16 protein-coding genes are annotated in these 12,342 nt (G+C 54.4%); 13 read left to right on the top strand and 3 right to left on the bottom strand.

Translation table 11 applies throughout. From position 1 onward, the window contains the following. Window positions 1-10 precede the first annotated feature (10 nt). From Q0L39_RS07960 to Q0L39_RS07915, 10 genes are all read left to right on the top strand, one after another. Window positions 11-622, top strand: coding sequence for an RluA family pseudouridine synthase (locus Q0L39_RS07960; protein WP_296628179.1), 612 nt, complete (start codon window positions 11-13; stop codon window positions 620-622). Continuing rightward, window positions 603-1,430 carry an HAD-IIB family hydrolase gene (locus tag Q0L39_RS07955; protein ID WP_296628176.1) on the top strand — a complete coding sequence of 276 codons (828 nt, stop codon included), beginning with the start codon at window positions 603-605 and terminating at the stop codon, window positions 1,428-1,430. Before Q0L39_RS07960 ends, Q0L39_RS07955 begins: the two co-directional genes overlap by 20 nt. 46 nt (window positions 1,431-1,476) lie before the next feature. After that, the gene (locus Q0L39_RS07950; RefSeq protein WP_296628175.1) at window positions 1,477-2,319 is read left to right on the top strand and encodes a transketolase; all 843 of its coding nucleotides are present in this window, start codon (window positions 1,477-1,479) and stop codon (window positions 2,317-2,319) included. 18 nt (window positions 2,320-2,337) lie between these two features. Then, window positions 2,338-3,285 (top strand): transketolase C-terminal domain-containing protein, encoded by a 948-nt coding sequence (locus Q0L39_RS07945; RefSeq protein ID WP_296628173.1) that lies wholly within the window; start codon window positions 2,338-2,340, stop codon window positions 3,283-3,285. 140 nt (window positions 3,286-3,425) lie between these two features. Next, on the top strand, window positions 3,426-3,920 hold the full coding sequence (locus Q0L39_RS07940; RefSeq protein ID WP_296628172.1) for a GAF domain-containing protein: 495 nt from the start codon (window positions 3,426-3,428) through the stop codon (window positions 3,918-3,920). Further along, window positions 3,920-4,459, top strand: coding sequence for a nucleoside-triphosphatase (locus Q0L39_RS07935; protein ID WP_296628170.1), 540 nt, complete (start codon window positions 3,920-3,922; stop codon window positions 4,457-4,459). Before Q0L39_RS07940 ends, Q0L39_RS07935 begins: the two co-directional genes overlap by 1 nt. 13 nt (window positions 4,460-4,472) lie before the next feature. Then, entirely contained in the window at window positions 4,473-5,798 is a 1,326-nt protein-coding gene (locus Q0L39_RS07930) for a solute carrier family 23 protein (protein WP_296628169.1), read from the top strand. Between the two features lie 38 nt (window positions 5,799-5,836). Next, window positions 5,837-6,322 carry a hypothetical protein gene (locus Q0L39_RS07925; protein ID WP_296628167.1) on the top strand — a complete coding sequence of 162 codons (486 nt, stop codon included), beginning with the start codon at window positions 5,837-5,839 and terminating at the stop codon, window positions 6,320-6,322. Then, on the top strand, window positions 6,323-6,643 hold the full coding sequence (locus tag Q0L39_RS07920) for a hypothetical protein (protein ID WP_296628166.1): 321 nt from the start codon (window positions 6,323-6,325) through the stop codon (window positions 6,641-6,643). Between the two features lie 14 nt (window positions 6,644-6,657). Then, window positions 6,658-7,212 carry a GNAT family N-acetyltransferase gene (locus tag Q0L39_RS07915; protein WP_296628164.1) on the top strand — a complete coding sequence of 185 codons (555 nt, stop codon included), beginning with the start codon at window positions 6,658-6,660 and terminating at the stop codon, window positions 7,210-7,212. A 146-nt stretch (window positions 7,213-7,358) separates the two neighbouring features. Here the strand turns inward: Q0L39_RS07915 and Q0L39_RS07910 are convergent, their stop codons facing one another. Genes Q0L39_RS07910 through Q0L39_RS07900 form a run of 3 tightly spaced genes read right to left on the bottom strand, consistent with a single transcriptional unit; the run spans window position 7,359 to window position 9,835 of the window. Continuing rightward, window positions 7,359-8,405, bottom strand: coding sequence for a carbohydrate-binding domain-containing protein (locus tag Q0L39_RS07910; protein WP_296628162.1), 1,047 nt, complete (start codon window positions 8,403-8,405; stop codon window positions 7,359-7,361). 19 nt (window positions 8,406-8,424) lie between these two features. After that, entirely contained in the window at window positions 8,425-9,102 is a 678-nt protein-coding gene (locus tag Q0L39_RS07905; protein WP_296628161.1) for a DUF4956 domain-containing protein, read from the bottom strand. Then, window positions 9,095-9,835: a polyphosphate polymerase domain-containing protein gene (locus tag Q0L39_RS07900; RefSeq protein ID WP_296628159.1), complete on the bottom strand. Its 741-nt coding sequence runs from the start codon at window positions 9,833-9,835 to the stop codon at window positions 9,095-9,097. Before Q0L39_RS07900 ends, Q0L39_RS07905 begins: the two co-directional genes overlap by 8 nt. A 184-nt stretch (window positions 9,836-10,019) precedes the next feature. On the opposite strand from Q0L39_RS07900, the gene Q0L39_RS07895 reads away from it, so the two are divergent. The 3 genes from Q0L39_RS07895 to Q0L39_RS07885 all read left to right on the top strand — a co-directional run. Continuing rightward, the gene (locus Q0L39_RS07895; protein ID WP_296628158.1) at window positions 10,020-10,814 is read left to right on the top strand and encodes a GNAT family N-acetyltransferase; all 795 of its coding nucleotides are present in this window, start codon (window positions 10,020-10,022) and stop codon (window positions 10,812-10,814) included. Between the two features lie 17 nt (window positions 10,815-10,831). Beyond that, entirely contained in the window at window positions 10,832-11,503 is a 672-nt protein-coding gene (locus Q0L39_RS07890; RefSeq protein WP_296628156.1) for a response regulator transcription factor, read from the top strand. 4 nt (window positions 11,504-11,507) lie between these two features. Further along, window positions 11,508-12,342, top strand: an 835-nt coding sequence (locus Q0L39_RS07885) for a histidine kinase dimerization/phospho-acceptor domain-containing protein (RefSeq protein ID WP_296628155.1), incomplete at its 3' end; no start/stop codon positions are given.

Here is a 12,342-nt window from a genome sequence, read left to right as displayed (position 1 = left end):
ATGATCAACAATGTTTACAGCCTGCAACGGCATCGAACGGCAGGGTATCGTCCACCGTATCGACAAGGACACCAGCGGTCTGCTGGTCTGCGCAAAGGACGACGAAAGCTATCGGGGACTGAGCCGACAGATTCAGGCACATTCGGTTGACCGCTTTTATGAAACGGTGGTCTACGGCAACGTCAAAGAGGAGGAGGGCTGCATCGACCTTCCGATCGGACGCAGTCCAAAGGATCGGCAGAAGATGGCGGTACGCACCGACTGCCGCCTGCCCGACGGCAGTCTTGCCGGTGCAAAAGAGGCAATCACCCACTTTGAGGTGCTGCGCCGTTACGATGGCTTTACCCATCTGCGCTGCCGGCTGGAAACAGGACGCACCCATCAGATCCGCGTCCATCTGGCCTATCTGGGCCATCCGGTCGCAGGAGACGAGGTGTACGGTCCCAAACGGCCGATCAAACGCCTGGAAGGACAGTGTCTGCATGCCAGAGCGCTGGGCTTTGACCACCCGATCACCGGCGAGCGGCTCTATTTTGAGTCGCCGCTGCCGGATTACTTTACCGCATTTTTAAAGACGCTCAAACCCAAAGAGGAGGACGACGATGGACAAACCGAATTTTAAAGGGCTGCTGCTGGTCTCGGACATTGACGGAACGCTGGCAGAACTGAGCTATATTCCAAAGAACAATCTGGAAGCAATCCGGCAGTTTCAGCAGCTGGGCGGCAGCTTTACGCTGTGTACCGGACGCCCAAAATGTGCGCTGGGAGAAATTTTGCCGCAGGTGACGGTCAATGCGCCAATCATTACCATCAACGGCAGCTATATCTATTCCCAGCAGACCGGCGAGGTGCTGTTTGAAGCGCAGCTTCCCGACCATGTGCGCCCGTTTGTTTTTGAGCTGCTCGAACGCTTTCTGCAGATCGGTGCAATGCTGGTCGAGCCGGACAACTACTGGGTGATCCGCTGGGGAGACGAGTCGATTCAGGGCGTGGCAGAGCGCAAGGCGATGTATGAGCGGGAGGACTGCTGCAAATATTATTCCGAACAGGACGGTCCGCAGCATTGGCATAAGGTGGTGCTGATTATCCCGCCGGAGCAGATTCCTACCGTGCGCGCCTACATCGAAGGAAAAAATCCGCAGGGATTTTATCCGGTGCAGAGCGACGCCTTCTATCTGGAGCTGGTGACCGACGGCGTGGACAAGGGACGCGGCATGAAGATGATTCAGAAGGCGATGAGACTGTGCAAAACAGCTGCCATCGGTGACCGCGAAAACGATCAGCCGATGCTTCAGATCGCCGATTTTTCGGCGGTTCCCAAAAGCGGCGACCCAAATCTGCAAAAAGAGGTTGATTTTATCGCCGATTCGTGCGAAAATGGAGCTGTATCTGATTTTATCTGCTATCTGCAACAAACATATAATCGCTAAGATTGTATGAGATTATAGAGCAAACGGAAAGGAATGATCCCACAACATGAACAGCAATTTGAAAAAAGAGCTGTCTATCACAGCGTGCAAGGTGCGCATGGGTGTCATCGAAGGGACCCACTGTGCAAAATCCGGTCATCCGGGCGGCTCTCTGTCCGCCGCAGACATCATGACCTATCTTTATTTTTCTCAGATGAATGTTGATCCGCAGAATCCCAATAAGCCGGACCGCGATCGCTTCGTCCTCTCGAAAGGTCACGTTGCACCGGCGCTGTATGCAACACTTGCACACCGCGGCTTCTTTCCAGTGGAGGAACTGAAAACTCTGCGTAAGATCGGTTCCAGACTCCAGGGTCACCCTGACATGAAAAAAATCCCTGGCGTGGATATGTCCTCCGGTTCGCTCGGACAGGGCATCTCTGCTGCCTGCGGCATGGCAAAGGCTGCCAAGCTGACCGGTGCGGACTACCGTGTCTATGCGATGCTGGGCGACGGTGAGATTCAGGAAGGCCAGGTTTGGGAGGCTGCCATGTTTGCTTCTCATTACCAGCTGGACAACCTGTGCGTGCTGGTAGACAACAACGGTCTGCAGATCGACGGCAACATCAAAGACGTTATGTCCCCTTATCCGATCGACAAAAAATTTGAGGCGTTTGGCTTCCATGTCATCAACATCGACGGCCACGACTTTGACCAGATCGAAGCAGCTTACAAAGAGGCCTGCACCGTCAAGGGCAAGCCAACCGCAATCATCGCAAAAACCGTCAAGGGCAAGGGCGTTTCCTTCATGGAGAATCAGGCTTCCTGGCATGGAACCGCACCGAACGACGAACAGTACGAAATTGCGATGAAGGAACTGGGCGAGCAGCTGGCTGCGCTTGAAAAGTAATGGAGGGGGATTGAAACGATGGCAGAGATCAAAAAGGTTGCAACCCGCGACAGCTACGGCGCGACACTGGCTGAGCTGGCGGCAGAAATTCCAAACCTGGTAGTGCTCGATGCAGACCTTGCAGGCGCTACCAAGACAGCAAAATTTAAAGCAGCATGTCCGGAGCGTTTTATCGACTGCGGCATCGCTGAAGGCAATATGATGGGCGTGGCAGCCGGTCTTGCAGCGGCAGGCATGATCCCATTTGCAAGCTCGTTTGCTATGTTTGCAGCAGGAAGAGCGTTTGAGCAGGTCAGAAACTCGATCGGCTATCCACACCTGAACGTCAAGATCGGTGCAACTCATGCAGGTATCTCGGTCGGTGAGGACGGCGCGACCCATCAGTGCTGCGAGGATATCGCTCTGATGCGCACCATCCCTGGCATGGTTGTCATCAATCCTGCCGACGACGTAGAGGCAAGAGCCGCTGTCCGTGCAGCTGCTCAGTACGTCGGACCTGTTTATCTGCGCTTTGGCAGAATGGCAGTTCCGGTATTTAACGATCCGGAAACCTACCATTTTGAGCTGGGCAAAGGCATCGTTCTGCGCGAAGGTAAAGATGTGACCGTCGTTGCCACCGGACTGATGGTAGCAGAGGCGATCGAAGCAGGCAAGATGCTGGAGGAAAAGGGCATCGACGCCAGAATCATCAACATCCACACCATCAAACCGCTCGATGAGGAGCTGATCTGCAAAGCAGCATCCGAGACTGGCAAGGTGATCACCATCGAGGAACATTCGGTCATCGGCGGTCTGGGCGATGCAGTCTGTGCAGCAGTCTGCGAGAACGGCATCGGCTGCAAAGTGGTCAAGATGGGCGTTCATGACGAATTTGGTCACTCCGGTCCTGGCGGCGACCTCATCACCGAGTTTGGTCTGCGTGCAGCAAACATCGTTGAGGAAGCCTGCAAACTGCTGGGCAAATAAGATTTCACAGGCGTATGTGCCATCAAAAAGGCGGTCAGCTTTTGCTGACCGCCTTTTTTTAACCGCCGATTTGACAAAAGCGTTGCTCTCGATTAGAATTAAAAAAACGAAATTGTTTTGCAGCTGGAAAGGAGCAAACTATGGAACAGAAACCGGTCAATTTTACCTCCCGCGAGGATGCCTGCCGCTGGGCAGTGATGCGGGTTCGCGCCCTGATTGCAGGGGAAAAAGATTTGATAACAAACCTTGCCAATGCCTCCGCCGCCATCTTTGAGGCGTGGAAGGAGGTCAGCTGGGCAGGCTTTTATCTGATGAAGGAGGGAGAGCTGGTGCTCGGTCCCTTCCAGGGCAAACCGGCCTGCCGCCGCATCAAGGTGGGCAGCGGTGTCTGCGGTACAGCAGCTGCCACTAGACAGACCCAGCTGGTTCCCGATGTCCACAAATTCCCGGGACATATCGCCTGCGACGGCGGTTCCAACTCGGAGATCGTCGTCCCGATGATCCGCGAGGACAAGGTTGTTGCGGTGCTCGATCTGGACAGCTATTCCTTCGACCGCTACGGACAGCCTGAGCAAGAGGCGCTGGAAAAGATTGCACAGCTGCTCATCGACGGCTGTGACTGGGAGCAGCTGTAATGGACAGGCTGCAATCCTGGACACAGCAGATCAAAACGATGCTGGCGCAGGGAGAAAAGCGGCATCTGCTCATCACCGGCAGCCGCGGCGCAGGCAAGACAACGCTGCTGGAGCATCTGCTGCTGGAAGGGCTGCTCGATGGCGCAGAACATGCCGGTGTGTGCTCCTATGCAGTGCGCGATGATGGCGGCTGTGCAACCAAGGTGATGCTGCGCGACCGTTGCACCGGTCAGGAGCAGCCCATGGCTTACGGCGACGGCAAAGGAAAGCCGAAAGCAGACCGCGAGGTTTTGGATCACTTTGGCACCCAGGCGCTGTACCGCGCTGCAGAAGCGTCGGGAAGCTGGGCGGCAGTGGATGAGGTCGGCTTTCTGGAAAGCGCCAGTGAGAGCTACTGCGCGGCGCTGGTGGAACTTTTTAATCACAAGCGGGTGGCGGCAGTGCTGCGCAAGGCAAACCTTCCGCTGATCTGCTCGCTGCTAAAACGGTCGGATACGTTGGTGTTCGATCTGGATGAACAGCAGCAAACTATCAAATAACAGGAGAACATCTATGGAAAAAAGCACACAGAACAATGGTCAGGGACTGTACAGTCCAAGAGGAAAGGTTTCGCTGGGACAGGCGGTGCCGATGGCGCTGCAGCATGTGGTCGCGATGGTGGTCGGCTGTATCTCGATGCCGATGCTGGTGGCTGGTGCAGGCGGACTTGCTGGAAAAGAACAGATCGTCATGGTACAGGCGTCGCTGCTGGGTGCGGCAATCGCCATCTTTTTGCAGCATTATCCCATCTGCGGACTGGTAGGCAGCGGACTGCCGGTCATGATCGGCAGCGGTTTTGCCTTTCTGCCGACGCTCAGCTCGATTGTAGGTCAATATGGTATGGCGGCGATGCTGGGTGCTCAGCTGTTTGGCGCACTGATGGGAATTTTGGTCGGCGTCTTTTTCAAGTATATCCGCCGGTTGTTTCCGCCGATTGTCACCGGAAGCGTGGTTGTCACCATCGGTATCTCGCTGTATGATACCGCCATCAACTATATGGCGGGCGGCGTCAGCACAGCTCCCGACTATGGCAGCATGAAAAACTGGCTGCTTGCCCTGATTACACTGGCTACCGTCATTGTGTGCGGTCAGTTTGGAAAGGGCATGGTCAAGGCTTCCTCTACACTGCTGGGCATGGTGGTCGGCTATCTGGTGGCGCTGGCGATGAGCATGATCGACTTTTCCGGCATTGGCGAGGCAGCATGGTTTCAGCTGCCGCAGCCACTGCATTTCGGTGTCGAGTTTGTTCCGAGCGCAATGGTGGCGCTGGGTATCGTCTTTGTGGTCAATGCGGTGCAGGATATGGGACAGCTGGAGGCCAGTGCAAACGGTGCATTTGACCGCAATGCAACTCCAGGTGAAATTTCGGGCGGCGTCATCGCCAACAATATCGCCAGCATGATCGGCGGATTGCTGGGCGGTTCTCCGGTAGCGACCGCAGGACAGAACGTCGGCATCGTTACCACCACCAAGGTGATCAATCGCAAGGTCTTTACATTGGCGGCAGGCATCGTCGCTCTGGCGGCACTGATGCCTAAATTTGCGCTGATTCTGACCACCATTCCACAGCCGGTGCTGGGAGGAGCGACCATCACCGTCTTTGCCAGCATCGCAATGACCGGCGTGCGGATGCTTGCCCGCGAAGGGCTGAGCGCCCGCAGCATGTTCATTGCCGGACTGTCCATCGCGCTGGCGATCGGTATTCCGCAGACAGCGAACGTCTTTGCAGGATTCCCGCAGTGGATGACCGACATCTTTGGACGTTCGGAGGTCAGCATCGTGGCAATCAGCTCGATTCTGCTCAATCTGATCGTTCCGAAGGAGCAGAAGGCAAAATAACAACCGACAAACACATCATCAGGGAAAGGACGGATTTTGTGGGAAAACTGGCAGAAATCAAAGACATGGAAGAAGTCATCGAAAACGGAAATGAAGAGTCCAAGACCTTTTTGGAATTTGTACAACGTCAGCAGGAGCACAACCGGAAGGTGGAATTGCTGTTGAAGATGGTCACCGGCTGTGCAGCAGGCGTGCTGGTGGTCGCGGCAGTTTCGGCACTGGTGCTGGTCCCACGTGGGATGTCCGCTCTTTCCGAGGTGCAGCAGATGGCTCCGCAGGCAAAGCAGGCGCTGGAGAATGCCCAACAGGTGCTCGAACAGGTCAACGCGGCAAATCCACAGCAGGTGCTGGAGGACATCAACAGCCTGACCAAAGAGGGTGAAACTGCGATGCAGGAGAGCGTGGAGGAACTGAAAAAAGCGGTGGATGTTCTGGAACAGATCGACATCGACGCGCTCAATGAGGCGGTGGACAATCTGGGCAAGGCGGTCAGCCCGCTGGCAAAATTGTTTGGAGGGAAATAGATGGACTACTCGGTAAAGGATTTTTATGTTCCCACCATCACCTACTTCACCAGTGAGAACAAGCTGACCGGCAGCCGCAACGGGATGAACTATAAGTTTACCCCTGACAAGAAGGAAGGTACCCTGCTTTTGCAGGTGTGGTATGGAGAGTTTAATCTGGAACACAGCGAATTGGTGGACCAGACGACCTTCATCATGGAGACGTTGGAAAAAGAGGGAATGGGCGCTGTCGAACAGTGGCTATATCAGCAGTACGACCGTTATGCCTCCACTGCACAGGCGGCAGCCTACCTGAAAAAGCAGAAAAAGCGGGAAGTCTAGGGAGGAAAACGGCAATGAAGGATTGTTATACGACCAAACGCCTGCTGCTGCGTCCTGCCAGCATTTCCATGGCAGCGGCACTGGCAGATTACTACCGGCGTAACGAGGCGTTTCTGCGCCCTTTTGAGCCGCAGCGTGAACCTGCCTTTTACACCGAAGCTTTTCAGCGCAGCATCTTGGAGCAGGAGGAGATCAATGCCTCTCAGGCACAGTCATTTCGGTTTTATCTTTCCATGAGGGAAGAGCCGGAAAAGATCATCGGCAAAATCGGACTGAACAACATTGTTTGGGGCTGCTTTGAGTCCTGCTTTCTGGGATACAGTCTGGACGCGGAGTATCTTCGCCGCGGATTGATGACCGAGGCGGTGAACGAGTGTGTCCACATCGCCTTTGAGGAGCTGGGACTGCATCGCATCGAAGCAAACATCATGCCGCACAATCAGGCGTCGCTTGGTGTGGTGAGAAAGTGCGGTTTCCGTGAGGAAGGTCTGGCGAAAAAATATCTGAAAATCAATGGAGTTTGGGAGGATCATCTGCACATGGTCCGCTTAAACGAGACAGAAGAATAAGAACAAAAAGCAAAAGCTCCCCGAAAGGGGAGCTTTTGCTTTTGAAAGAAAGGATATTTGAGCTGTGGGCACCATCGAGTGAAGGAGACTTGGCAGAAGAGTGAGGAGAAAAACTGCCGAGGTGTGCCCACAAGAAGATATTAAAATCAGGATGCGGATGCCGGTGCGGTATTTTCAGACGGTGTATCCGCAGGTGCAGCACCATCCGCAGGTTTTTCCGGCGGTGTGGTGCCGTCAAAGGTGGCATCATCGCGCTGGAAGCGTCCGCCGCCCATACCGCCGCCCATGGTGGCAGTGGTATGCTCCGATCCGTTTTCTGCACCGCCGCCGCTGATAATATCAAAGCTGCCGCCGTTGACGGTCAGATCGGTTTCGGTTTGGATGCCGTCGCCGGAACTGCGGATGACAAAGCTGCCGCCGTCAATTTTGACCCAACCCTTGGTGCTGTCCTCGGTGTTGCTTGCCTGAATACCATCCTTTTCGGAGGTGAGGGTGAAAGTACCGTCGAGAATCGAAACAGAGTCCTTGCCGCGCAGGGCATGGCTCTTGGAGGTGATGTCAAAGGTGCCGCCGGTGATAACGAGGTCGTCATTTCCGGCGATGCCGTGTTTATAGTTGCCGTTGACGGTCAGGCTGCCGCTTCCGTTGACGACAAGGTCATCCTTGGAAAACAGCGCAGCGTCGGGATTATCCTCGTCCTCCAGATAGGTTTCGCCATCGGAAAGAGTGTTCTGGCTGTCCGGAGCAAGTGTCACCTTGACCTTGTCGGCCTGCCGCACCAGAATCGGGCTGCTGTCCGAGCAGCTGATGCTGGCGTTGTCCAGCACCAGCCAGACCTTTTCGGTTTTATCGGTGTTGACGACGATCTGACCGTCGTCGAGGGTGCCGCTGATGAGGTAGGTGCCGGCTTTGGTGATGGTGACAACGCCGTCGGCGATCGAAACGCCGGTGCCGTTGCTGGAAGCAGTGTCGCCGTCCAGTGTGATGGTGGCGGCGCTGTCGGCATCGTAGTTGTCGTCCAGTTCAAAGTCGGAATAATCGGAAGAGGAGGTGTCGCCGGAAGTGCCGGTGGTAATCTCCTCGGTCGTATCAGTGGAGGAAACGGCGGCAGTCTGGCTGCATCCGGTGCAGAGCAGTGCAATGCACAGCATCAGCACAACCAGCTGCCGACGAAATGAAAAAGCAGATAACAAGCAGGAAACCTCCTTTGCCTTACAACTCGTCGCGCACGGTGGAAAGCCGTCCGCAGGTGATGTTGAGATTGCCGTTGCGGCAGCGAATCTCATCCAGAAAGTTTTTGTTGATGCCGGTATCTTTCAGGCGCACCAGATAGCAAAGTTCATAGAGACTGCCCATGTTGCTTGTCTTGACATGGAGCAGCTCATGGCGGGTGGTGTATTTTTCAAACAGGTCGTCAAAGACGCCCTCGTAGTCAAGCGATTCAGGAATGGTGATTTTAAGCTCCCGATCAATGAGCTTGGGAGCAGCAAAGCTGGTGCTGTACAGAAGGATGTTGGCAATGCCGATCAGCAGGAGGAAGAGTACCGCATAGCCGAGGTATCCCATGCCGGTGGCAAGGCCCAGCGCCATGGCAAAGAACAGACTGCCGATCTCTCTTGCGCTGCCAGGAACGGAGCGGAAGCGCACCAGGCTGAATGCACCCATAACGGCGACGCCGGCGCCCAGATTGCCGTTGACCAGCATAATAACAATTTGCACCATCGCCGGAAGCAGCGCCAACGTGACGACAAAGCTCTTGGTGTAGGTGTTTTTGTAGCAGTAGATGGCGGCAGCGGCAGCACCCAGAATCAGAGAGGAAAGGGTGCACAGGATGATGGCCTGCCAGTTGACGGTTGTGGAAATGACGCTCGCAAAGAGAGTATCAAGCATAGATTTTGCCTCCAAAAACAAGATTTTTTTCCCATTGCGGGAAGATGTAGTGCTGATAGCAATAGCCGTATTTGGAAAAAGAAGTAGGGAAGATGCCCGCCTCGTCGAGCAACGCGCTCAGCCACAGAGGCATTGCGGCAGGAATCTTGATTTCCATGAGGACATCGTTCTGATGCTCCTCTGGCAGCAGCGAATATCCTTCATCTCCAAAGGAGAGGGAGAGATGATGATCGCGCCAGCGAATGTTCTGGTCAAAGGTGATTCGCAGCTCCGAGTCCTCCTCGCAGTACATGGCGATGCGGTCATAGGCAAGAAAAACCTTAGGTGTGGTGTGCCACAGATGCTGGAACCAGTCGACCTCGTGCAGGATCTGTCCGTCACAGATGGGCCGCAGATTGGAAGATTGATAATTTCGATACTCCGACAGACTCATTCCCACACGGCGTTTGTAGACGACGCCCTTGTATTTCTTCTTCAGCTCCAGAAAGACAGTTTCGTCACAGCTGGACGGGATGCCGTAGCTGCGCAGCCGCAGTTTTTCTTTGTAAACCGGCTTTTGCAGCGAGGCACGGATGAGTGCATAATCGTCGGTATCAAAATAGATGCTGCAAATCGTGTGCAGACCATATTCGTCGATCTTCATCCGTCCTTGCAGATGTTCCCGCAGAAAGCGATGCTGCTGCGGCGTCAGCATATATTTTTTCTCATATCGTTTAAAGATGTTCTGTGCCATTTGAAACCTCCGTTTGTTGTGCTCCTGATGACCTTCAAAGAATACAACCATAGTCTTAAAATAGTCTGAAAAAATTCTTTCAGATTGTTTTAAGGTTGATAACGTACAATCACAATCAAAAAGGATAGAATCGTGGAAAGGCACAGTGTTTTATGCTATGATAGTATCATGGAGGGAAATTGCCATGATGGTATTGCAGAGAAAAGACTATGACCGTTATAAAGGATATTTTCCACAGATTGCAGGGAAGGAAAAAGGATGGCAGATGCTGTCCTGCTGCTTTGACAGCCCTTTTTCACAGGAGCAGTCGCCGGCATCCTTTGCGGTGGACAGTCGGGAGCATCCCAGCTGTGCCGCAGTGATGATGGGGGATTTTCGCTTCTTTTTTGGAAAGCCGCAAGCTGGCTTTTTACAGGAGGCGGTGGGAGAGCGTACCAATCAGCTAGTGATAGCGCCGGATCACCGGTGGCTTGCGCTGGCGGAGGAAATCTTCGAGGATGCGCTGCGCTATCAGCGGCAGAGGTTTCGCTTTTACCGCAATGCACAGGTGCTGAATAAGCTGCGGCATCTGTCCCAGCATCTGCCGGAGGGAACTAGGCTGGAGGCCATCGACCGCTGCTGGTTTGAGCAGAGCCGGCACCATACCTGGATGTACGATTTCTGTTCGCAGTTTACAGATTATGAAAGCTACCGGCGGCACGGACTGGGATTCTTGCTGACCAGGGATGGAAAGCCGCTCAGCGGAGCCTCCTCCTATCTGGTTTCCAACACCGGTTTTACCATACAGGTGCAGACCGCCGAGGATCAGATGCAGAGAGGATATGCGCTGCACACAGCGGCTGCCCTGATTTATGCGGGTGTACAGCGCGGAAAATATCCCGACTGGGATGCTGACAATCCCATTTCGGCACATCTGGCGCAGAAGCTCGGCTATCTGCCTGAAGAGCAGTATCCCACGGTATTGGTACAGCGTTTTTGACAGGAAGGAAATGGAGAATGAGAGTTTTAATTGTAGAGGACGAAAAAAGACTGGCACAGGCGCTGGGACAGATCATGGAGGAACAGCGGTACAATGTGGATATGGTCTATGACGGTCAGGACGGATTGGATTATGGACTGAGCGGGCAGTACGATGTCATAGTACTGGACGTGATGCTGCCCAAGATGGACGGATTTTCGGTGGTCAAAAAGCTGCGGGAGAACAATATTTCTGTTCCGGTGCTGATGCTGACCGCCCGCGATGAGATCAGCGACAAGGTGACCGGTCTGGACTGCGGCGCCGACGACTATATGACCAAGCCCTTCTCGCCGGAGGAGCTGCTGGCGCGGATTCGGGCGCTCTCCCGCCGTCAGGGAGATGTGGTGTTGGAGGATATTCACTGGGCGGATCTGACCCTCAAGCTGTCCTCCCGTACACTGCACTGCGGTGCAAAATCGGTCAGCCTGGGCTTTAAGGAGTTCGAGGTGCTCAAGCTCCTGCTTGCCAATCCCAAAGGCATTGTGTCCAAGGAGGAGTTGATTGTGAAGGTATGGGGCAGCGATTCCAATGCGGAGGACAACAATGTCGAAGCCTACATCTCCTTCCTGCGCAAGAAGTTCTTTTATCTGGGCTCCCGTGCCGGCATCGGCACCGTCCGCAAGGTAGGCTATCATCTGGAGGAGAATTGAGGATATGACCCGAAGATTGCGCAGAAAATTTTTGCTGATCAACATGGTGTTGGTGTCGATGGTGCTGCTGATCGTGTTTATCGGGCTGTATGTCAGCACTCAGCGCCGGCTGGTGATGGACAGCACCAAGGTAATGGAGCGTTATTTTGACGACGGACAGCATCCGGCTCCCAAGCTGGAATTTGATAAGATGGGAGACAGAAAAAACTTTCCTCTTTTGCTTTCCTTTTGCGCGGTGCTGGACAGCAACGGCAACCTTGTTTCTTATCAGAGCGATAACATGAGGCTCAGCGAGGACACCGTGACACAGGCGGTGGATGCTGTCAAACAGAAGCTGGAAAATAAGGATCAGACCAGCGGCGTACTGCATGGATTGGGTCTGCGGTATCTTGCAAAGGAGCGGGAAGGCCAGTGCTGGATTGCCTTTGTCGATCGAACGCAGGAGATCGAGTCGATGCGCGACTTTGTGGCGTCCGCTCTGCTGATCGGCGCAGGAGGACTGGTGGCGCTGTTTTTCATCAGCTTTTTCCTGTCCGCGTGGGTGGTGCGTCCGGTGGAAAAAGCCTGGACACAGCAGAAGCAGTTTGTAGCGGACGCTTCCCATGAGCTGAAAACCCCGTTGACCGTCATCCTTGCCAACACCGGCATCCTGCTCTCGCACAAGGAGGATACCGTCGCAAATCAACAGCGCTGGGTGCTCAATACCCAGGAGGAAGCAGCCAACATGAAAAAGCTGGTGGAGGATATGCTGTTTCTGGCGCGCAACGATGCGGGAGCGCAGATGGTGTACAGCCGCGTCAACTTCAGCGATGTGGTTTGGAGCGCGGTACTGCCGTTTG

Source organism: uncultured Negativibacillus sp., from assembly GCF_944388365.1.
GTDB lineage: Bacteria > Bacillota > Clostridia > Oscillospirales > Ruminococcaceae > Negativibacillus.
The sequence above is the reverse complement of the archived record's forward strand: the minus strand, read 5'-3'. Positions and strand labels throughout refer to the sequence as shown.